The sequence below is a fragment of the Olivibacter sp. SA151 genome (assembly GCF_054130995.1).
This window is the reverse complement of sequence record NZ_CP096391.1, coordinates 1,518,142-1,539,744: the sequence shown is the minus strand read 5'-3', so window position 1 is coordinate 1,539,744 and position 21,603 is coordinate 1,518,142. Positions and strand designations below refer to the sequence as shown.

General features: G+C 39.9%; 19 protein-coding genes. 5 read left to right on the top strand and 14 right to left on the bottom strand.

What is annotated here, in order from left to right:
- Position 1 precedes the first annotated feature (1 nt).
- Complete coding sequence (lnt, locus tag M1D52_RS06020) at positions 2-1,642, top strand: apolipoprotein N-acyltransferase (protein ID WP_437391840.1); 1,641 nt, start codon at positions 2-4, stop codon at positions 1,640-1,642.
- Between the two features lie 210 nt (positions 1,643-1,852).
- On the opposite strand, the gene M1D52_RS06015 is transcribed toward lnt, so the two are convergent.
- The 3 genes from M1D52_RS06015 to M1D52_RS06005 form a co-directional block, all read right to left on the bottom strand.
- On the bottom strand, positions 1,853-2,407 hold the full coding sequence (locus M1D52_RS06015; RefSeq protein WP_013668410.1) for a DUF4136 domain-containing protein: 555 nt from the start codon (positions 2,405-2,407) through the stop codon (positions 1,853-1,855).
- A 95-nt stretch (positions 2,408-2,502) separates the two neighbouring features.
- Positions 2,503-4,146 (bottom strand): NAD+ synthase, encoded by a 1,644-nt coding sequence (locus M1D52_RS06010; RefSeq protein ID WP_377611569.1) that lies wholly within the window; start codon positions 4,144-4,146, stop codon positions 2,503-2,505.
- Between the two features lie 23 nt (positions 4,147-4,169).
- Positions 4,170-4,856: an outer membrane beta-barrel protein gene (locus M1D52_RS06005; protein ID WP_437391839.1), complete on the bottom strand. Its 687-nt coding sequence runs from the start codon at positions 4,854-4,856 to the stop codon at positions 4,170-4,172.
- Positions 4,857-5,252: 396 nt separating this feature from the next.
- Here M1D52_RS06005 and gldB point away from each other — a divergent pair, with 396 nt between their 5' ends.
- On the top strand, positions 5,253-6,296 hold the full coding sequence (gldB, locus tag M1D52_RS06000) for a gliding motility lipoprotein GldB (protein ID WP_013668413.1): 1,044 nt from the start codon (positions 5,253-5,255) through the stop codon (positions 6,294-6,296).
- 17 nt (positions 6,297-6,313) lie between these two features.
- On the opposite strand, the gene M1D52_RS05995 is transcribed toward gldB, so the two are convergent.
- The 11 genes from M1D52_RS05995 to M1D52_RS05945 all read right to left on the bottom strand — a co-directional run bounded on the left by M1D52_RS05995 (position 6,314) and on the right by M1D52_RS05945 (position 14,305).
- Complete coding sequence (locus M1D52_RS05995) at positions 6,314-6,973, bottom strand: hypothetical protein (protein ID WP_377611571.1); 660 nt, start codon at positions 6,971-6,973, stop codon at positions 6,314-6,316.
- Between the two features lie 143 nt (positions 6,974-7,116).
- On the bottom strand, positions 7,117-7,884 hold the full coding sequence (locus tag M1D52_RS05990) for a 5'-nucleotidase, lipoprotein e(P4) family (protein ID WP_013668415.1): 768 nt from the start codon (positions 7,882-7,884) through the stop codon (positions 7,117-7,119).
- Positions 7,885-7,970: 86 nt separating this feature from the next.
- On the bottom strand, positions 7,971-8,189 hold the full coding sequence (locus tag M1D52_RS05985; RefSeq protein ID WP_013668416.1) for a hypothetical protein: 219 nt from the start codon (positions 8,187-8,189) through the stop codon (positions 7,971-7,973).
- Between the two features lie 267 nt (positions 8,190-8,456).
- Positions 8,457-9,344, bottom strand: coding sequence for an ATP synthase F1 subunit gamma (atpG, locus tag M1D52_RS05980; protein WP_013668417.1), 888 nt, complete (start codon positions 9,342-9,344; stop codon positions 8,457-8,459).
- 96 nt (positions 9,345-9,440) lie between these two features.
- Positions 9,441-11,015 (bottom strand): F0F1 ATP synthase subunit alpha, encoded by a 1,575-nt coding sequence (gene atpA, locus M1D52_RS05975; protein ID WP_437364496.1) that lies wholly within the window; start codon positions 11,013-11,015, stop codon positions 9,441-9,443.
- Between the two features lie 44 nt (positions 11,016-11,059).
- A complete protein-coding gene (atpH, locus tag M1D52_RS05970) occupies positions 11,060-11,596 on the bottom strand; it encodes an ATP synthase F1 subunit delta (RefSeq protein ID WP_437391838.1) in 537 nt (178 codons plus the stop codon).
- A 22-nt stretch (positions 11,597-11,618) separates the two neighbouring features.
- Positions 11,619-12,113, bottom strand: a complete 495-nt coding sequence (locus tag M1D52_RS05965; RefSeq protein ID WP_013668420.1) for a F0F1 ATP synthase subunit B — start codon at positions 12,111-12,113, stop codon at positions 11,619-11,621.
- 111 nt (positions 12,114-12,224) lie between these two features.
- Positions 12,225-12,431 (bottom strand): ATP synthase F0 subunit C, encoded by a 207-nt coding sequence (gene atpE, locus M1D52_RS05960; RefSeq protein WP_010601523.1) that lies wholly within the window; start codon positions 12,429-12,431, stop codon positions 12,225-12,227.
- A 48-nt stretch (positions 12,432-12,479) separates the two neighbouring features.
- Positions 12,480-13,652, bottom strand: coding sequence for a F0F1 ATP synthase subunit A (gene atpB / locus M1D52_RS05955; protein ID WP_013668421.1), 1,173 nt, complete (start codon positions 13,650-13,652; stop codon positions 12,480-12,482).
- A gap of 14 nt (positions 13,653-13,666) precedes the next feature.
- Entirely contained in the window at positions 13,667-14,056 is a 390-nt protein-coding gene (locus M1D52_RS05950; protein ID WP_013668422.1) for a hypothetical protein, read from the bottom strand.
- Positions 14,057-14,074: 18 nt separating this feature from the next.
- Positions 14,075-14,305 carry an AtpZ/AtpI family protein gene (locus M1D52_RS05945; protein ID WP_013668423.1) on the bottom strand — a complete coding sequence of 77 codons (231 nt, stop codon included), beginning with the start codon at positions 14,303-14,305 and terminating at the stop codon, positions 14,075-14,077.
- 287 nt (positions 14,306-14,592) lie between these two features.
- Here M1D52_RS05945 and porW point away from each other — a divergent pair, with 287 nt between their 5' ends.
- From porW to uvrC, 3 genes are read left to right on the top strand one after another with little or no spacing between them, the layout of a single operon-like run.
- Positions 14,593-17,496 (top strand): type IX secretion system periplasmic lipoprotein PorW/SprE, encoded by a 2,904-nt coding sequence (gene porW, locus M1D52_RS05940; protein ID WP_437391837.1) that lies wholly within the window; start codon positions 14,593-14,595, stop codon positions 17,494-17,496.
- A gap of 14 nt (positions 17,497-17,510) precedes the next feature.
- Positions 17,511-19,751 (top strand): transglycosylase domain-containing protein, encoded by a 2,241-nt coding sequence (locus M1D52_RS05935; protein WP_437391836.1) that lies wholly within the window; start codon positions 17,511-17,513, stop codon positions 19,749-19,751.
- A 2-nt stretch (positions 19,752-19,753) separates the two neighbouring features.
- Entirely contained in the window at positions 19,754-21,553 is a 1,800-nt protein-coding gene (gene uvrC / locus M1D52_RS05930; protein WP_013668426.1) for an excinuclease ABC subunit UvrC, read from the top strand.
- Positions 21,554-21,603 lie beyond the last annotated feature (50 nt).

The following is a 21,603-nucleotide window of genomic DNA, read 5'->3' as shown; positions in this document are numbered from 1 at the left end:
GGTGAAGAACAATTACATTTGGGCCCTAATAAGTGCCTTTTTATTATGGCTGGGCTGGCCGCCCGTTCCTTATTCTGCTCTACTTCTTTTGATAGCTTTCGTCCCTTTATTAATGGCTATTGAACGTGTTATTTTAGATGACACAACAAAGAAAGGACAAAAAATATTTCTTTTAGCCGGTTTTACAGCGCTGATATGGAATACAACTTCAATTTACTGGGTATATAATGCAATAAGTGCAGTAATGCCAGCCTATATCGCTATTTTTATTAGCTTAATACCTTTTGGCTTGGCCGCCTTAATGATAGCTATCGTATTTAGGCTCTACTATCAACTCAGAAAACGATATAGTGTATCCGGTAGCCTCGTTGGACTTGTGTGCTTGTGGATCGGTTATGAATATCTCCATCAAAGCTGGGATCTCGCATTTCCTTGGATGACCTTGGGAAACGGTTTTTCCAATACACATCAATTAATTCAATGGTATGCCTACACCGGAGTTTATGGCGGAACGGCTTGGATCTGGTTGTGCAACATTGCTTTATTTCTTGTACTACGTAAACGAATTTATGAGAAAACTTCCACGCTAAACTTCAAACAATTTATACGTTTTGCCTTAGCAGTTCTAATTCCATCTATTATTTCGTTAGTACAATATTTCTCGTATGAGGAGCATGAAAATCCCTCTAATGTGGTGGTAGTACAACCAAATATTGACCCCTATGGCAAATTCGGCAATATACCTGTCGCCACTCAAGTTGAGAACCTTATTCGACTATCAAGAGATAAAGCACAAACAAATACCGAATTTTTTATTTGGCCCGAATCAGCAATTCCTGAAAGACCGCCCGGAGTAAATGAAGAGGAAATAAGGAATAACGACAGCTATCTTCGCATACGGGATTTTCTGTATAATTATAAAAACGGAAATGTATTATCCGGGATTGAATCAATGCAGTTGTACGATTCGCTTCAAACACCATCTGCTCGTCAATTCAGTAACGTATCCAAATACTATGACGTTTTTAATGCTGCCGTACTAATTGACAATTCCTCAAAAGTGCAATTCTATCATAAATCGAAATTGGTACCAGGTGTTGAACAAACACCATTTTCGTATCTATCCTTTTTAAAACCTTTATTTGCCGCATTCGGCGGTAGCACCGGGAGTTATGGTTCGCAAGAAAAACCTTCGGTCTTCTACTCGCAAAGCGGCATTGGAGCTGCCCCCGTCATTTGTTATGAATCCATTTGGGGAAATTATGTAGCTGAATACGTACGACAGGGCGCTCAATTTATCGCTGTAATCACAAACGACGGCTGGTGGGGCAACACCTCCGGTAAAAGCCAACATTTGGCTTACGCTAAATTGAGAGCTATAGAAAACCGACGATGGGTGGCGCGGGCAGCTAATACGGGTATTTCAGCCTTTATCAACCAACGGGGGGATATCGTTAGCCAGAGCGAATGGTGGGTACCAACTGCGCTTAAAGCAGATATTAATCTGAATGAAGAAATAACGTTCTATACAGCAACGGGCGACTATTTTGCTTATGCAGCTTGCTTTGGATGTGCAATCTACTTGGTTTTACTTTTGGGAACTTTTTTTAAACGGTTTGGTCGTGGAGTGGTTAGTCGATGAGGTATGAGTTAATTAGCCCATGAGGTTGCGTTGTTGTGTAGAAGATCACTCAGTAGATAATTAGCGCATGTGATAATGAACGAAGTCAGTTCATAAGTACTGGAATAAACAAATAAAGAATAGCATGACGGTATAGACCACAACTATAAACTAAAAAAGGGGCTCAATCTAACAGAAGAACCCCTTTTCAAATCATCACTTAAAAAATTCTTAGTTCTGGGCCATTACCGGATATTGTTTCATAATATTTTGCACAACTACCGGCAGGTCATTTACTGCTTTTTCAGGATTTCTAACTTCACCCGTACCTCTTCCTTGCCATACAATCTTCTTTGTTTTGGCATCGATTGCCTCTATGATAATATGACCGGCACGATAGCGCTCTCTACCGACAGCACCTCCCATGCCCCAACCCCAGTAAGGACCCCAACCCCAGCCCCAACCCCATCCGCCATACATTGGCGCATAGATAGTTCTACTGGTGTTGTTTACGATCGCTTTATATCTAAAGAGCAAATCAGGATTGCTTTTATCATAAGTCAAACCCCTCGCTTTCAGCGCAGCATCCGCTGCTTCGTAAATATTCTCCTCAGCTATTGAGTTATTGTAGTACGATTTAGAAAGCGAATCTAATCCCGGTAACCAAGCATAGGTTTTATACTGAGAAAAAGCCCCGTTTTTACTCTGTGTTGTATAGTATTTATATGGTGAGCAGGCAGCTATCATCACGACTGCCACAACCAACAGGAACCACTTTGTTTTCATTTTACTTACCTCCCAATTGTGTTATAAAAATAACGAATTTAATGCCAAGTTGCTACAGATTAGAAAAATTTAATGCATTGTAACAATATTTTACATTAAAAAGGATGTTTAGCTACCAAAGGCATCGCCCGACCTACGCCAAATGCTTTTCGTGTAACACGTAAAATGGGAGGCGACTGAAATCGCTTAAATTCTGAACCTACTACTAACTTAATAACACGTTGTACCAAAGCTTCATCGAAACCATCAGCTATAATTTCTTTGCTGCTCATCTCAAGTTCTACATAACGATGCAGTATCGCGTCGAGCACGTTATACTCAGGCAACGAATCCGAATCCTTTTGATCGGGTCGTAATTCAGCCGACGGTGCTTTAGTAATAGTATTTTCCGGAATAACAATGCCGTTACGGTTAATATAATGGGCAAGCTGATAGACTTTCGTTTTGAGTACATCGCCGATAACACCCAAGGAACCGGCCATATCTCCATAGAGGGTTCCATAACCAACGGCTGCCTCGCTTTTATTAGAAGTGTTCAATAAAATATAGCCATGCTTATTAGACATAGCCATCAAAACGATTGCACGTACACGTGCTTGTATGTTTTCTTCGGTAATATCGTTTTCCTTTCCTTTGAAGGCCTTCATCATCATATTATCGAAAGCTTCCGTCGCCTCTTTAATCGGAATCACTTCATGTAAACACCCTAGATTCCCTACCAAATCCATGGCATCGTCTACGGAATGCCCGGTTGAATAAATGGAAGGCATCAACACTCCCATAACATTCGTAGATCCCAATGCCTCACAGGCTAAAGCCGCAACCACTGCAGAATCGATGCCTCCAGACAATCCTAATATGGCTTTTTTAAAGCCCGATTTTGCAAAAAAATCTTTGATTCCGAGAACCAAAGCTTCATGAATATTAACAATTGACTCAGGTTCTTTATAAACAGTGGTTAACTGTCGTGCAACAAGCTCTTTCCCGTTGAGCTGGTAATAACGAAGATCCTCGGCGAAAGGATTCAGCACATCTATCAATTTAGCTTTCTCATCAAACACTAACGAACGTCCATCAAAGATGATGTCTGCATGAGCACCTATGGTATTGACATACAGCGCAGGCAATGCATGCCGCTTGCTATGGGCGGTTACAACGGCGCAGCGAGCTTCAAAATGGCTTTCAGAAAATGGAGAAGCGGCGACATTGATCATAATGTTCGGCTGTTGCTTTGCCAGTTCGATCATGGGATCTTGCGGATAAAGGGAAGGGAAATGCTCATTCCATAAATCTTCGCATATAGTAAGTGCAATGCGGTTCCCTTTATAATCGACACACTTAAAGGTATTATTTGGTTCAAAATACCGGTATTCGTCAAATACATCATAATCCGGCAAAAGGGTTTTGTGAACCGTGTCCTTTACCGCTCCGTCTACGATAAAAAGCGCAGCATTATATAGCTGCTTTCCTTTGGTCAGCTTACTCCTTACAGGAGCACCAATAATACAGGCGATCCCAACACAAGATGCTGCAATCTGTTCAATACTTGTCTCGCAGGCATCCAGAAAAGAACGATATCGAAATAAATCTTTAGCTAAATAGCCGCCTATTGTGATTTCCGGAAACACCACCAGATCAGCGCCTTTCCTTTTAGCCTCAGCTATTGTTGCTATAATTTTTTCTGTGTTTCTCTCAAAATTACCAATATGGTAGTTTGTCTGCGCAATCGCTATAATCATATGTTACTGAACCTATCCGTTTATTAAAAAAGTATACCAAGATTAAAGGCAAAATAAGAATTATTAGCCCCTCCGTGTTTAATGACACGTGTAAATCCGTTATTAAAGCTTAGTCCCGTCATAAGCCGCAAATTATGATCTAACAGCCATTCGACCCCTCCTCCTATTTGGAGACCTAATCTGAAAATATCGGCGCTACCTTTCATATTATTGGATTCTTGGACTACGACCCTGTTACTGTTTAATATTTCTTGCTTCGCACTTAATTTAACGCCTAAAGTAAAGCCGAACTGGCCATAATAACTTCTATAATATTTTTGGGTGCTTTTTAGTTTTACGCCTAAGGGAATTTGGGCATATTGTAATCGATAGTTACTGATCACAAAATCGTTCCCTTCAGGTCCATTCTGATAGGTTTCTGATTGAGCGCGCAAGTTATCAATCAACAAACCACTTGAAAAATAATAATTCTCTGAAAACGCAAAATCGGCGACTAAGCCGTAATTGTAACCTATTTTAGCTGTATTTGACTTCACATCAAAGTCGCCGTACCGCAACCAGTTAATGTTGGGCGACAACATAATTCCTAAACTGATACGCTTATTATCATACTTTGATGCATAGTAATCCTGGCTATTAGCACTTGATAACATGAAAAAAAATATGCTTGTAATAAGCGCCAATTTTTTAAATGGTATGTTTATTTTCATTGATCTTTTGTTATTCGTTGAAGTTATTAAAAAACGTTAGTCGTTAAAATGTTGAATGGTCAAGACGTTAAGTAGTTGAGACGTTGAGTGTCGAGTGCTTTGATGTATTACAGTTACTGTACTAAGGCTCTAAGCCATAAGCAGTATGCTTTAAGCTCGCATAAGCCCATCATCACATTGGCTAACCGGCTCTAATTAACTACTCAACCATTTTATCAGCTCTAAGCAGTATGCTTTAAGCTCGCATAAGCCCATCATCACATTGGCTAATCGGCTCATTAACTACTCAACTATTCCTCTACTTAACCATTTCCCTATTCCACGTACCTCGAAATAAACTTTCCTTTCCACTTTTTACTTTTTATATTATTAATTTAGCGGCCTATCATCACAAGCATGAAGGCACTTAATTTGAAAGGCGCACAAATCTACCTCTTTTTTTTGACTATTACTTTGATGGCATGTAAGCATAGGCAAGAGCCTGATGTAAGCAACATCCAACTTGACATTAAAATCGAACGTTTCGACCAATCCTTGGATAGCCTTACCGCGTATAACCTATCTGAAAAGCATTCGCAATGGCAAAAAAAATACGATCAATTTTATAGCGACTTTATAACGCATATGCTCCAAGCAGGAAATCTACAAGACACCTCGGAGCTTTTCAACAATTATAGAAAAATATTACAGAGTCGTGATTTTATAGCGCTGAAAAAAAGTATTTCACAAACTTATCCAACTTTAAACGCACAAGAAGAGCAGCTAACGATTGCCTTTAAACATCTAAAGTATTATTTCCCAAACATAGAGATTCCAAAATTCATCGCCTTTTTCTCAGGCTTCACCGTCCAATCCCCCATTAACGAGCATTATATTGGTATTGGACTAGACATGTTCTTAGGTGCCAACTCGCCGTTTTATCCAGCTTTAATTAAAAGCATCCCACTCTATATATCGCGAAGATTTACGCAGGAGAATATCGTGCCTCGTACGGTTGAAACTTACCTGCGGGAAGAGCTATTTCCGGAACCGGATAAAGGAAATCCAAGTATGCTGGATCTAATGCTGTACAATGGAAAAATCATGTACCTCATGGACAGGTCGATGCCTCTCCTAGCTGATAGTTTAAAAATCGGCTATACCGCCGCGCAGATAAATTGGGCTAACACTTACGAAAAAGATATATGGGCCTGGTTTTTAGAGGAGAATTTGCTGTACGAAACTGACTACTATAAAATTCAGAAACACTTTGGCGAAGCTCCTTTTACACCCGAACTTGGCAGTCACAACGAGTCAGCGCCGAAGTTAGGTATTTATTTAGGCTGGCAAATAGTAAAAAAATATATGGAAGCGCATCCTCAAACGTCTTTAATGGACTTACTCCGTATTGAAGATGCTCAACAACTACTGCGAGATGCTCGCTATAAAGGCATTAACTAATCGCTATCCGATTTCAGTTAGAAGCTTTCTACAGTAACTTTACCATCCTTACCCGGGGATCCGGAATAGATTTGTCCTTGAGGCACACCGCCCAACCGGCCGCCGCCAGCCCGAATTCCCATTCCGATCTGTGTGTAAATATTGTATAGATCGGATTGGGGATTTACTCGATAACCACCGGCCCGCGTATCTATTCGTAAGTAAGCAGTTTGCTCTTTATCTTCCTGCTGGGGGTTAATGCCCGACTTATCGTAGCGGAATGTAACATTTCCCCCGTTCCCGTTAGGGTAAGTACGTGTCCCATTGTTGGCATCACGTCCTCCTGCTAATACGTAAAGTGCTCCAAGTTTTGCAAAATGGATTTGAATATCCATATCCGACCCATTGTTCTTACTATCGGTACCAATAATATAAGCTTGCTTTGGAATTTCCGCATAGTGAATTTTTAGCTTCACCTTTTTCTTTCCGAAGAATTCAAGGGAAGATTTGTCTTGCATAATCAATGTATCGATAGTTAGCACCAAAGTAGAATCTTGACGTTTTGTAGTGAAGCTCTTTTTCTTCTTATGCCCAATCTCTAGTTTTTGAATATGTTGCACCGAATCCTGAGAACCGGCAAATCCCCATGTACTACCTACCAAAAGTAATAGGAGTGTCAAAATCATTTTACCCTTCATAACCATATCTAATTTGATATAGATGATAACCTCGTTTTTTGTCAATTGTTCGCCAAAAACGCATAGCTATTTCTATCACTTAACTTGTTCAGCTGCTAATTAGACAGAAAATCCGGTAATAGGTTTAAGCAAAACAGCGACCTTTAATAGCCTTTTATTTTTTTCAATCGAATAGTTGCCTTCTCTGCTTCTGTTAAATTCCCTTTTGGATATAAAGATTGTTCCCAATCCCCATACATGGGGTTTGGAAGCATAATAAACGTGGTTCCGAACTTCCCCGCATGTTGATCCACCACTTTCTTTGTATCCTTACCTTCTTGATAGAAAATGGTAGAAAAATCACTTAAATTGTCACCGACCAACATGGCTATATGATGCGTTTTAGCCACTTGGTTTCTTCTTGATTGTTTATTAGAGGTACTATCTCTAAACAATAGGTGGTCCGTATCGACATAAGGAAATCCAAATTGCTTCAAATTCTGCATGGTGGCGGGAATTTCGCTTTGATCCCGATTACTGATATAAAAAACTGCGACTTTTTTTGAAGCGGCATATTGGAGAAATGAGCACGCTCCAGGAACCGTGTCAGCAATGGCCATTCCGGTCCAACGCTTCCATTCAGCCAAATCAAAGGCTTTCTTCGATAGAACAGCCTGACCGCTTTGCGGAGAATTATCCAATAACGTTTCATCGATGTCTACAATAACACATTTAGGTAACTTCGAGTACTCTTTTAAGGCCTTATCAAGACTACTATGCGCGTAATTATAGGCCTGAAAACATAAAGCCCGATATTCTCCCGATTGTTGTTGCCATAAAACCGCATTGGTATAATCCCGATGGAACTCCTGCCCATGGGCGCTTGCTATGGCAAAGAGAACACTCACTGTAAATAGATATTTGCTAACCATTTGTTTATAAGATTTTTTTGAAATTACCGGCAATAAAAAAGGCGCGAAAAACTTCACGCCTTCTTATATTTTAAGATTCGGTTGCTTTATTTCATTATTCTGAAAACCGTACGGAAAGCTATAAAACTACCGATAATCAATAGAATATTAGAAATGGAAGTGAACAAAAAAGAATCCTGTATGAAACGGAAAAAGGTACCGGCTAAGCCAAAGGCTATAGCCACAACCAAGGTTACGTAATAATGAGTCTGATTTGCATTATTATCGGTACTGACGTGAGGTCTCTGCTCTGCTGAATTTGCCATAATAATTTCTTTGTATGCAAAAATAAACTTTTTTTGATGGAATAAAAATATTTGGTGCTTCGTTACGTATTTAAGTAGAAAAATAGCAGGGACGCTTGTTAGCTAGTCAATACGGTGTTATTCATAAACGTTCTCTTTAATAGACTTTCATGGCTTCCTACGGTCGCATAACCATTGTTAACGGATAGATAAGACCGGTCTGTCCTTCAAATAAAAAAAGGCCTCCACAGTGTATTGTGGAGGCCTTTTTTAAATAGTCGTAGCTTACTAGCCGTTGGACAAAGCCGCTGCGCCACTGACAATTTCAGTAAGCTCAGTAGTAATAGCCGCCTGACGTGCTTGGTTATAAGAAAGCTTAAGTGATTTAAGCAATTCCCCCGCATTGTCGGTAGCTTTATCCATTGCAGTCATCCGGGCCCCATGCTCTGAAGCATGCGAATCCAGAACCGCCTTATATAACTGTATTTTTATGGACTTTGGTATTAACTCCTGAATAATCTCTTCTTTCGACGGCTCCAAAATATAATCGACTACATTCTGAGAAGTCTTTGCTTCATCCTTTTCAGCAGGAAGCAAAGGTAAAAGTTGCTCGGTCTTTAAGAATTGGACAGCAGCATTTTTAAACTGATTATAGATAAGTTCAACTCGATCGAATTCACCGTTTATAAAACCATCCATGATTTCTTCGGTGATCTTTGAGGTATTCTCAAAATTCAGTTTCGAAAACAGCTCGGTATGGTTACCTAAAACCTCATATTTATTCTTTCGGTAATAATCCTGTCCCTTCTTTCCAATAGCAATAATCTTTACGTTTCCTTTGCGATGTTGCTCTTGATATTTCTCGGTAATCAACAGATTGGTTGCCTTTATCACATTTGCGTTAAAAGCGCCCGCTAAACCACGGTTAGAAGTTACTACAACCAGTAAAATCTTTTTTGGTTTCCGAACAGCCATAAACGGAGAAGAAGTACCTTCCACTGAAGCTGATAAATTAGCTAAAATGTCTTTCAACTTTTCAGCGTAAGGTCGTAATTGTACAATCGCATTGGTAGCGCGCTTTAACTTCGCAGCTGACACCATTTTCATGGCTCTTGTAATCTGCTGTGTAGAGCTTACAGATGCAATTCGATTTCTAACTTCTTTTAAATTAGCCATATACTTATAAAAGTTGTGCGTTGTTAGTTATGGGTTGCGCGTAAGTTGTACGTTTTAAGAAAACCGGCAACTCGCAACTGGCAACTCGCAACCATTCTAATAACTCGCAGCTATCTCTTTAGCTACCTTATCTAAAACAGCGGTAATATCATCCGTGAATTTACCAGCCTTCAAGTCCTTAAGCACTTCAGGATGACGTAACTCCAACTGTTGCAGATAGTTAGACTCAAACTCCTTCACCTTATTTACAGGAACACTACGGAACAAGCCCTTGACACCTGCGTAGATAATAGCAACTTGTTTCTCCACAGGCACCGGTGCAAACTGACCTTGCTTCAAAATCTCAACGTTTCTCACACCTTTGTCAAGCACGCCCTTTGTTGCAGCATCCAGATCCGATCCAAACTTGGCAAAAGCTTCCAATTCGCGATATTGTGCCTGATCTAATTTGAGAGTTCCGGCAACTTTCTTCATCGACTTTATTTGCGCATTACCTCCAACACGAGACACCGAAATACCAACGTTAATAGCAGGTCTTACACCAGCATTGAACAAGTTAGACTCTAGGAATATCTGACCATCAGTAATTGAAATTACATTTGTTGGAATATAAGCAGATACATCGCCTGCCTGTGTTTCTATAATAGGCAACGCTGTCAACGATCCTCCTCCCTTAACAATGCCTTTCAATGATTCCGGAAGGTCGTTCATGTTGCGTGCAATTTCATCAGACGCATTGATCTTTGCAGCGCGCTCTAAAAGGCGGCTGTGAAGGTAAAATACATCCCCAGGATAAGCCTCACGTCCGGGAGGGCGACGAAGTAACAAAGATACTTCGCGATAAGCCACAGCCTGTTTAGACAAGTCATCATATACAATCAGGGCCGGGCGACCTGTATCGCGGAAAAATTCACCAATTGCAGCACCTGCCATGGGCGCATAGAATTGCATGGGTGCCGGTTCGGAAGCAGAAGCTGAAACTACGATCGTATAAGCCAATGCTCCCCTTTCTTCTAAAGTACGAACGATATTGGCAACGGTTGAATTCTTTTGTCCCACAGCCACATAAATACAATATACGGGTTCACCTGCATCGTAAAATTCCTTTTGATTAAGAATGGTATCGATACAAACTGCCGTTTTACCCACCTGACGATCGCCGATCACCAACTCCCGTTGTCCACGACCGATCGGAATCATTGCGTCGATAGCTTTAATTCCCGTTTGAAGCGGTTCATTTACTGGTTGACGATAGATAACACCTGGAGCTTTTCGCTCAATAGGCATCTCATAAGTTTTACCGGTAATCGGACCTTTTCCGTCTATCGGCTGTCCCAGGGTATTTACAACACGTCCAAGCATTCCTTCACCAACATTGATGGAAGCAATTTTATTGGTCCGTTTAATGGTATCACCTTCCTTGATTTCATCTGAAGATCCTAGCAACACCACCCCTACATTATCTTCTTCAAGATTAAGTACAATTCCTTGTAATCCGTTTTCAAATTCAACCAATTCACCTGATTGGACTTTGGTTAGGCCGTAAACCCGAGCAATACCATCTCCCACCTGGAGTACAGTACCAACTTCTTCTAGTTCGGCTTCTGATTTAAAGTTCGACAATTGTTCTCTTAAGATTGCCGATACTTCATCTGGTCTTACCTCTACCATTTTATCTTTATTTTATATATTTCTCTTTTAAACCTTTACAATTATTAGGCATGAAAAGCCCTATCTAATTTATTAAGACGACCTGCTAAACTCGCATCAACCTGCCTGTCGCCTACAGTTACCACAAAACCGCCTATTAAATCGGCATCAACCGAGTTCTCAAGGATTACTTCCTTGCCTGTTGAAGAGGCAATAAGCTGCTTCAATTGAGCCACATTCTCAGCTGATAATGGAGCAGCTGAGCTTACCTTGGCGGTAACAATGCCTTTGTATTCATTGTATTTGCGGACAAACTCCTGTGCAGTTGCATACAGAATATCTCCTCGTCCTTTGTTGATCATAATTTTAAAAAATCCGATCACAACCGGGCTAAACTTCGCTCCAAAAAGTGCAGTAAGTATGTTGATTTTCTTATCGTGTTTGATAATCGGATTCTTCAATACCGCCTGCAATTCCACGTGGTCTTTAACTACGGCGATTAGCTGCCCTATTTCCGCTCGTACCTGATCAAGCGCACCTTGCTCGATGGATAAATCCAACAGTGCTTTAGCGTATCTAGATGAAACCTTAAATTCTGACATATCTTTAATAGGAATTAGCTGATTAGTTTAATTTCACCTCTTTCAACAACTCACCGACTAAAGCTTCTTGCTTGTTCTTATCCGCTAACTCTTGTTGTAAAACTTTACGGGCAATTTCCAATGAAAGCTTAGACACTTGGTTTTTAACATCAGCCATTGCGATGGCCTTTTGATTGTTAATTTCAATACGTGCCTTTTCAATCATTCTGTTTCCTTCCAACTGCGCTTGTTCTTTTGCATCTTTCAATAGCTGCTCTTTTATTTCGCGAGCCTCTTTTAAAATAAGATCGCGCTCGGCTCTGGCGTCTTTTAACAATTGTTCATTTTCATTTGTTAAGCGTGCCATTTCCTGTTTCGCTTTTTCCGCTGCATCTAACGCATTTTCAATTGAGCGTTCGCGATCTCCAATCGCTTTCATCACCGGCTTCCATGCAAATTTTGCGAGTAAAAACAACAATAGCAAAAACGAAAGGGTATGCCAAAAAATTAAGCCAATCTCAGGGATGAGTAAATCCATATTGTGTATTAATTAAGTGCTTTTATATATAAACGGTGCTTTAATGTCTGTGAAAAGAGCCTATAAACGGCAATCCCGAGGATAGGCTCCCTTTTTTCATTCGGGGTTTCCTTATTTTGCAATTAAAGAAACAACCACAGCGAATAACGCAACAGCCTCAATGAAGGCAGCAGCGATCAACATCGCAGTTTGAATTTTTGAAGCAGCCTCAGGTTGGCGAGCGATGCTTTCCATTGCAGAACCACCGATTTTACCAATACCTAATCCAGCGCCTATCGCAGCTAGACCTGCTCCAATTGCAGCTAATGTTCCAGTCATTTTGATTTAATTTATATATTTAGTTTAACAATAATGTTTAATAATTTTCTAGTGGTCAGCATGCTCTTCTATAGCCATTCCAATAAAAAGCGCAGATAAAATGGTAAAGATAAAAGCTTGAATAAAGGCTACTAACAATTCAATGGCACCGATAAATACAACAAAAAACACGGATACCGGTGCTACAGCTAGCGATTTAAAAATGAATACCAAACATAGTAGAGACAGCACAAGTATGTGACCTGCGGTGATATTCGCAAACAAACGGATCATCAAAGCAAAAGGCTTAGTAAAGATCCCGAAAATCTCAACAGGGATCATCAAAGGTTTCAACCACCATGGAACCGGAGGGTTAAAAATATGGCCCCAATAATACTTATTACCACTGAACAAGATGATAATCAATGTAAATAAAGCCAATATCATAGTAATAGCAATATTCCCGGTAACATTGGCACCTCCCGGGAAGAAAGGTACCAAACCCAGCATATTATTCAACCAAATAAAAAAGAAAACCGTTAAAAGATACGGCATATACCTCTCGTATTTATGTCCTAAATTAGGTTTTGCAATATCGTCTCTAACAAATATAATGATCGGTTCCAATACAGACTGTAACCCCTTCGGAGCCCTACCTTCGCGTTTCCTGTAACCTTTTGCTACCGTTAGAAATACAATAAGCAAAATAGCAACCGATAAGAAAATCGTAAATACGTTCTTGGTGATCGATAAGTCAATCGGACGGGAATTCGTCACCACCTCTTGTCCATCAGTGTTCTGCTCATGATGTACATAACTTCCATGCACTGCCTCCTCTGCGGCGTAATAGATTTTTCCGTGCGAGCGAGCAAAACGCATACCCGCCTTTTCCACTACTACACTCCCATCATCATTCAAATGAAATTCTTTTGCACTAAAAGTAACCAACCCATTATGTGTATAAAGAATAACCGGAAGATACAAACCTGTCCAACTTTCGCCATGTCCCCAAAAGTGAAATTCGTGCGAATCACCTATATGATGAAAGATAAAACTCGTAATATCAAACTCTTTTTCTTCATGGTTTTCATGATGGCCTGCTTCCACCTGTTCTACTGCGGTCGAATCTGCATGTTGACCATGATCATGATTTTGGGCATTGGCGTTCAAAAAAGCGAAGAAAACGGCAAAAAACGCTAGTATTCCTGATTTTTTTGAAGTCAAAAAGTGGCTAAATTTCATTTATTCCGTGATTTTTACTTATTATTTTGGTGGCGCAAGTTACGCAACAAAGACATAACTTCAAAGAGTGTAAATAATAAATATAAAGAAAAATAATTCAACGCAAAAACTAGCTGGTTTTCAGCTGTTTTCATCAAGATCACCAAAGCAAAGGATAGAGCAAAGAGTAGCTTCAAAATTATCCCTCCCATCATGGCCAAAACCCCTGTTTGAGGTGTTTTTTGAATCCCGAAGTAAGAAACCAGATAGGCAATGTAGGTAAGAAAAAAAAGAAAAAGAAAAATGAGCCAATAATTGGACACCAGCAACGCATGCCCTTGAAAAAGCACAGAAAGCAAATAAGATAATAAGGCTAATACCAACCCGAAAATTCCGTAAAAGAGCGTAAATCTTAGTAATGTCATGCGCCTTCTTAATATATGCTATTTTTTATTCAAAACCGATCGAATGGTAGAATATAGGCTTACACAAACGCCTACTAACGAAAACAGGCCCGTGTAAATACCCACATCCCCTTTTTTTGCCATATCGATCTTATAACCAATAAAAGCAAATACACCAATGGTCGCAATCATTTGAAATCCTAATCCCGTATAATAGACATATGCTTTTCCTTCCTTCTGAAAGTCTGATCGATCTCTTTTAGGTTTCATTTTGTATCCTTGAAGATGCAAACTTAGCTAAAATGCTTATTATTCGAGCAATCCAAAATAAAATAGGTGTCTCTTAACAGTGCTTGCGTCCGGATGATAACTGACAATTAGGCATTGAATATTTTTAAAAAAGGTCATTTAAAACGTACAATGTATCTGGAAGAATCCTTTGTTGGCAATAACAAAAACTGTATCTTTATAATTAGTGTTGAAAGCGGATCAGCGGAGTTATAATAAGATTTTCAGATTAGCAAAAGAGATTTAACTTTGTATATATTTTTAAATTGATGACTCATCGACGCAGAAGCATAAATCCGCATTCTATCTTTCCGGAAACCATTTTATCCACCAATTATCCATTGAAAAAGCCTAAAATTACATTCCATATCCTGTTTATCAGCGTACTATTCTTATCGAGCTGCTTCCTTAATAAAAAAGAAAAGGCGGTAAAAACAGACTTGATGCAAAACATTACCACCAAGTTCAATATTCTATATAATTCAAAAAAAATATTGCATGATGCGGAACAAAACCGGATTAGCTTGGCAAAACCCAATTATCAACATCCATTGCCGGTTTTTATTGAACCGAATGAAGCGAGTATTTCCTCAAATGCCAAACTGATGGACTCTGTTATACAGAAAGCAGTTACTATTATCAATGATAAGAGCGAAAGCAAATATATAGATGATGCTTATTTTATCATGGCAAGAGCTAACTACGAAAAGGGCAACTATTACAACGCCGCCGAATTTTTTTCCTATGTAATCAATACCGTAACCCCAGGTAAAACCGAGCTACTAGAAGCGTCTTTGGCCTGGAAATGTCGGGCACTTCTCCAAATTGGCTATGTAAAGCAAGCCGCAAAAGTACTGGATTCTGCTTTTAGTGTCGCCGCCGGAAATAAACACACTTCGGCCTTGGCTTACGCAACAAGAGCTAAATATGACATTGAAACTGGCGACCTTGACCATGCGATACAGTCGCTTAATCTAGCTATTGACGAAAGTAAAGACGCGAAAGAGAAATTACGCTGGCATTACCTGCTAGGTCAATTATTGCAAAAACAAAAAGACTACGTTGGAGCTTCGGCTCACTTTAAGCGGGTTATCAAAAGCAACGCTTCTTTTGAAATGGCTTTCAACGCACAATTGAATGAGGTCTTTATGCAAAAAAATGAGGGGGACTCCTCGTATGTTAATACCATATCCAAGCTTAAAAGGATGCTCAAAGACGATAAAAACAGGGGGTTCACTGACCAAATCCACTATATCATAGGCGAGACCTATCTGCAGGCAGAAAAGAAAGAAGAAGCCTTGAAAAGTTTCAATTCATCATTAAAAGAGCAGAGTACCAATAATTTTCAGCGAGCCCTCACCTATTTGAAGATGGCCGATCTTTATTTTGAACAGGGTGCCTATGAAAAATCGAAACTTTATTATGACAGTACGTCAACGCTTATAGACACCAATTTTCCGAACTATGAACTGATTCGATCAAAAGTCAGCCACTTAGATGAGTTAGTGCTTCATTTAAATACCATTTCCACACAAGACACCCTTCAAATGCTGGCAAAATTACCGGATGAGGCCAGAGCAAAAAAAATAGACAGTATCTTTGAGCACCGAAAACTTCAAGAAAAATCCGTTGCTCAGACAAATGTATCAGCCAATCAAACGCAAAACCTAAACTTTAATGATGTACCCCTTCGTGATGCAGCGAATAAGGGGGCGACTTCAACAAGCTTCTATTTCAATAATCCGGCAGCCGTAAGCAGTGGGCTCAGTGCCTTTCGAAGACGGTGGGGCAATCGTTCATTGGAAGATAATTGGCGTTTTAAAAATAAGGGTACGGATGCGTCATATGCCAACGAGACAGAGCTCTTGGAGATCAAGAAAGATTCGATGACGAACGAGTTGGCCGCATTAGCGGAAAAGGAAAACTTTATTCAGGCGATTCCCTTGACAGAAGAGTCTTTAAAAGAGTCTAACCGGAAAATAATTTACGCTTATCTTAAGCTGGGCGAAATTTACCGCGATAACCTACAAGATAAAGAAGCTGCCGCCAAAGTTTACGCCACGTTATTAGCTCGCTTTCCACAGTTGACAGAAAAAGATCTGATTAACTATAATCTTTACAGGTTGTATAGCGAGCTTGGCGAGCCCGAGAAAAGCTCGCGCTATAAAAACCAGCTCCTGTCTTCTTCTCCACAGTCAATTTATGCCAAAGTTATTCAAGATCCTGATTACCTCAATAAGTTGAATCAGGAATCACAAACATTGAACAACCTTTATGGCGAAGTATATACACTTTATGGGGAAAAACAGTTCGACCAAGTGATTGCATTAACCGATAGCATTAACACCCTTATAGACGGAGATGATAGACCCGCTATTGCAGCTCAATTGGCCTATCTAAAGGCATTGGCAATTGGCAGAACGAGCCCATTAGACACTTTTGAACAAGAATTAAAACAAATTAAATCCGATTATCCTAATAATGAACTGATTACACCTCTAATAGAACAACATCTAAGCTATATTGATTCGAATAGACTATCTTTGCAGGAGAGGAAAGTCGCAATAATGGACATTGAAGCAGGCAGAGAGCAATTTGTAGATGAACCTATTCTCACTAAGTGGCCCGAATTGGCCTTTAATCGGGAAATGGCTGCGCCTACTCCTACTCCTCGTCGAAATTTGGCAGGAAATTTGTCTAAAAATCAACCGGGCATTCAGGTAACTCCTTTCAATAAAAAAGTGAATCTTCAAGGAAGCATTCAAGTGGCGGAATATAAGCCTGGTGAACATGTCAATAGTTATAGGGATTTGGCCCTTTTACCGGATTCGGCAGTGTACTATTTCGTTATCAACGTACAACATCCAAACGTAAATCTAAGTCCCTCTCGATATGGAATTGGTCAATTTAACCGAGGGCAGTATCCTTCAAAAAACCTAATCCATCAACTAAAGAAGATTGATGATGAATTACAGCTGTTGTATATTGGCAAATTTTTCACCTATGACGAGGCAAACGCTTATGCCGAGAAAATGGTAACACAATTAAAAAATATTATGAAAATACCATCAGCGAGTTATAATACGTTCCTTATAACAGAGCAATTTCTGCAAGGACTCGATGATTTCGATAAAGTGAATGATTATTTCATCAAATATCAGGAACAACGCTAAAGGCATATAGAAAAATGCAAAGAAACACAAAAAAGCAAAACAATAAATTAACAAACGACGACATTAGACGCTACACCTTTTCTTTTTGGAAATTGGTTGTAGGACTCATTATATTAGGTTTCTTGTTTCTTACAAGTGTAGGCCTTGGCTTATTTGGTGAGTTACCTTCATTTAGGGACCTCGAAAACCCTAAAAGCAACTTATCTTCCGAAATTATCTCAGCCGACGGCGTCGTTCTCGGCACTTACTATGTCCAAAATAGATCGAATGTTACTTATAAAGAATTATCACCGGCTCTCATTCAAGCACTGATTGCGACGGAAGATATTCGCTTTAATACTCACTCCGGTATTGATTTCAAGCGTACTTTCACGATACTCTTTTATAACCTTATTGGCAAGAAACAAGGCGCAAGCACCATTACGCAACAATTGGCCTTAAATCTGTTTCAAGAGGAAGGAAGAGCACGTTCCTTTTCCAAACGATTTATTCAAAAACTCCAGGAGTGGATCATAGCAGTACGTTTAGAACGTAATTACACCAAAGAGGAGATATTAACGATGTATTTGAATACGGTCGACTTCGGAGCCTATAACACCTATGGCATTAAATCCGCAGCGCGTACGTATTTCAATACAACTCCTTCGAAGTTGACGGCACCACAAGCGGCCGTTTTAGTCGGAATGTTAAAAGGACCAGGTATTTATTCACCTATCCGCTATCCCAAAAATTCATTGAATAGACGAAATACTGTTTTGGAAAATATGCGAAAAGCAGGTTTTCTTACAGCCGAACAAACTGCAAACTATAAAGAACAACCGCTGGGACTCGCATTCCGGCCAAATGTATATGGTGACGGTGTTGCGCCTTATTTAAGGGCTGTATTAAAAAGCGACATAAAGAATATATTTAATAAGCTATCGATCACTAAAGCGGATGGTACCCCATACGACCTGGATCGTGATGGTTTGAAAATTTACACCACCATCGATTCGAGAATGCAAGTCTATGCCGAAGAGGCCCAAAAGGAAATGATGCGCGAGTTGCAAGTAACTTTCAACAACCAGTATAAGGGTCGAGACCCATTTAAAGGCTTGGAAACCCTGATCGATAGAGCGGTAAAACAATCGGATCGCTACAGATGGTTAAAACAAGGTGACCTTTCTGAAGATGAAGTTAAGAAGAATTTCAATACACCGGTTAAAATGACCGTGTTCAGTTGGAAGGGCGATTTGGACACCACCATGACGCCGCTTGATTCTATCAAATACAACAAACTGATTTTGCGGAATGCCATGATGTCGATGGAGCCGCAAACCGGGTATGTAAAAGCTTGGGTTGGAGGCATTAACTTCTCGCATTATAAATACGACCAAGTCAAAATGGGAACACGTCAAGTTGGGTCTACGGCAAAACCTTTTACTTATGCAGTTGCTATTGACAATGGCTATTCACCTTGCTTTAAAGTGCCCAATACGCCCATTAACGTCGACGGCTGGGCACCGAAAAGTGAGGGTACAATTGCCGGTCCTATTACCCTTAAAACGGCATTAGCGCATTCGCAAAACTGGGCTACAGCCGATGTTATCCAACGTGTTGGTGCACAGAATGTAGCTAACTTGATAAAAAATATGGGCATCACTTCGGAGGTACCGGCCTACCCCTCCATCGCCCTGGGAACTTTTGATGCCTCTGTTTATGATATGGTAGGCGCCTATTCTACCTTTGTAAATCACGGGGTTTGGACAGAACCTATCTATCTCTTACGCATCGAGGACAAGAATGGTGCGCTGATTTACGAACACACGAAAAAAGTCAAAGTGGTCATGAACGATCAGTCAGCCTATGTTATGGTTGATATGCTGAAAGGTGTGGTGCAAAGTGGCTCCGGCGGCCGAATTCGATGGAAATACAAATTGCTTAATCCGATCGGCGGAAAAACCGGTACTTCCCAAGCTAACTCCGATGCTTGGTTTATTGGCGTAACACCGCAGTTGGTAAGTGGGGTATGGACAGGAGCCGATGAACGCAGTATACATTTCAGTAGTACTAAACTTGGCCAAGGGGCTAATGCTGCGCTACCGATGTTTGCCATTTTTATGCAAAAGGTGTATGCGGACAAGCAATTAAAATATAGTCAGGGTGATTTTGAACTGCCACCAGGTGGCCTGCAGCGGGAACTGGACTGTGGCAAATACCAATATGACTACCCTTCAGAAGAGGAAGGTAAGATTGACGATCGGCTGGATTTTTAGTTATGGGCACGTTTGACTACAGGGAAGAGTTAAAAAAAATACCCCATAAGCCCGGTGTTTATCAATATTATGATAAGCAAGGTACGCTCATTTACATTGGGAAGGCCAAAGACTTAAAAAATCGAGTAAGCTCTTACTTCGTTAAAGACGAATACCTGCACAATGCGAAAACACGTGTTCTCGTTAGAAAGATCAACAAGATTTCCTTTACTATTGTAGATACGGAGATCGATGCGTGGCTATTGGAAAACAGCCTTATCAAAAAGCATCAACCTCGGTATAATGTTCTCTTAAAAGATGATAAAACTTACCCGTGGATTGTCATTAAAAATGAGCGCTTCCCTCGAATTTTCTGGACACGTAAAATTATTAAAGACGGATCAAAATACTTTGGGCCCTACGCTTCGGTAGGGATGATGCACGCCATTTTAAGTGTAATCAAAGAAATTTTTCCACTGCGTACCTGTAACCTACCATTAACGGTTAACAATATTGAACAAGGGAAATTTCGGGTTTGTTTGGAATATCAAATTGGCAATTGTAAAGGTCCTTGCCAAGCGTACCAAACAGAAGAAGAATATAATCAGAATATCGAAAGTATAAAAGATATCCTCAATGGGAAAACCGGTGTCGTGTTCAAGCAATTAAAAGCCAATTTAGAACATGCCACCAATAATCTCCAGTTCGAGTTAGCACATGTTCTTAAGCAAAAGTTAGAGCTTCTGAGTAATTATCAAAGTAAATCTACGATCGTAAGCAACACCATCAACGATGTAGATGTGTTTAATATTGCCTCTGAAGAAGGATATGCTTTTGTTAATTTCTTAAAGGTAATGAACGGAACGGTTATACAAACGCAAACTCTTGAGCTGAAAAAGAGATTAGATGAAAGTGATCAGGAATTGCTCAGCTTAGCCGTTCAAGAACTTCGCACCCGCTTCAATAGTACATCCAAAGAAATTATCGTTCCTTTTAACCTCGACATTGAAAGCCCCAACTTCAAACAGACGGTTCCTCAGTTAGGCGATAAGAAAAAGTTATTGGACCTTTCTTATAAAAACGTAAGTTTTTTCAAACGGGAACGCTTGGACCAGTATGAAAAGTTAAATCCGGAGCTCAAAACAGAACGGCTGCTTAATAAGATGAAAGAGGATTTGCGGCTCAATGTATTACCTAAACACATCGAATGTTTCGATAATTCGAACTTTCAGGGTAAATATCCTGTATCAGCGATTGTCGTATTTAAAGATGCCAAGCCGTCTAAAAAAGATTATAGGCATTTTAATGTTAAAACTGTTGAAGGCCCGAACGACTTTGCTACGATGGAAGAAGCTGTGTTCCGTCGGTATAAACGCATGTTAGATGAAGGTAGTTCATTACCGCAACTAATTATTATTGATGGAGGTAAAGGACAATTATCGGCAGCCTTAAAAAGCCTTAAAACACTAGGTATCGAATCAAAAGTTACGGTTATCGGTATTGCTAAACGTTTAGAAGAGCTTTACTACCCCGGAGATCAGTATCCCTTATATCTTGACAAAAGGTCGGAAACTTTAAAAATCATACAACATTTACGTGATGAAGCCCATCGATTTGGGATCACTTTTCACAGAAACCAGCGCAGCAGAAAAACTTTCCAAACGGAATTAGAGCAAATTCCCGGTATTGGCAGAACAAGTGCAGAGAAGTTGTTAGTAAACTTTAAATCTGTAAAAAAGATCAAGGAAGCATCCAAAGAGCAGCTTATGGAAGTGGTCAATACAAAACAAGCCGAAGCGGTACTAGCGTATTTTAACAGCTAACGATTTCCGTTGTTAATACTTAAAAAGGACAACTAACACCTAATAGCTAA

Bases quoted from the DNA above. Each gene is read 5' to 3' on its own strand.
- M1D52_RS06015 (WP_013668410.1), bottom strand. From the start codon at position 2,407: ATGAAAACAAAGTGGTTCCTGTTGGTTGTGGCAGTCGTGATGATAGCT.
- M1D52_RS06010 (WP_377611569.1), bottom strand. From the start codon at position 4,146: ATGATTATAGCGATTGCGCAGACAAACTACCATATTGGTAATTTTGAG.
- M1D52_RS06005 (WP_437391839.1), bottom strand. From the start codon at position 4,856: ATGAAAATAAACATACCATTTAAAAAATTGGCGCTTATTACAAGCATA.
- gldB (WP_013668413.1), top strand. From the start codon at position 5,253: ATGAAGGCACTTAATTTGAAAGGCGCACAAATCTACCTCTTTTTTTTG.
- M1D52_RS05995 (WP_377611571.1), bottom strand. From the start codon at position 6,973: ATGAAGGGTAAAATGATTTTGACACTCCTATTACTTTTGGTAGGTAGT.
- M1D52_RS05990 (WP_013668415.1), bottom strand. From the start codon at position 7,884: ATGGTTAGCAAATATCTATTTACAGTGAGTGTTCTCTTTGCCATAGCA.
- M1D52_RS05985 (WP_013668416.1), bottom strand. From the start codon at position 8,189: ATGGCAAATTCAGCAGAGCAGAGACCTCACGTCAGTACCGATAATAAT.
- atpG (WP_013668417.1), bottom strand. From the start codon at position 9,344: ATGGCTAATTTAAAAGAAGTTAGAAATCGAATTGCATCTGTAAGCTCT.
- atpA (WP_437364496.1), bottom strand. From the start codon at position 11,015: ATGGTAGAGGTAAGACCAGATGAAGTATCGGCAATCTTAAGAGAACAA.
- atpH (WP_437391838.1), bottom strand. From the start codon at position 11,596: ATGTCAGAATTTAAGGTTTCATCTAGATACGCTAAAGCACTGTTGGAT.
- M1D52_RS05965 (WP_013668420.1), bottom strand. From the start codon at position 12,113: ATGGATTTACTCATCCCTGAGATTGGCTTAATTTTTTGGCATACCCTT.
- atpE (WP_010601523.1), bottom strand. From the start codon at position 12,431: ATGACTGGAACATTAGCTGCAATTGGAGCAGGTCTAGCTGCGATAGGC.
- atpB (WP_013668421.1), bottom strand. From the start codon at position 13,652: ATGAAATTTAGCCACTTTTTGACTTCAAAAAAATCAGGAATACTAGCG.
- M1D52_RS05950 (WP_013668422.1), bottom strand. From the start codon at position 14,056: ATGACATTACTAAGATTTACGCTCTTTTACGGAATTTTCGGGTTGGTA.
- M1D52_RS05945 (WP_013668423.1), bottom strand. From the start codon at position 14,305: ATGAAACCTAAAAGAGATCGATCAGACTTTCAGAAGGAAGGAAAAGCA.
- porW (WP_437391837.1), top strand. From the start codon at position 14,593: ATGACTCATCGACGCAGAAGCATAAATCCGCATTCTATCTTTCCGGAA.
- M1D52_RS05935 (WP_437391836.1), top strand. From the start codon at position 17,511: ATGCAAAGAAACACAAAAAAGCAAAACAATAAATTAACAAACGACGAC.
- uvrC (WP_013668426.1), top strand. From the start codon at position 19,754: ATGGGCACGTTTGACTACAGGGAAGAGTTAAAAAAAATACCCCATAAG.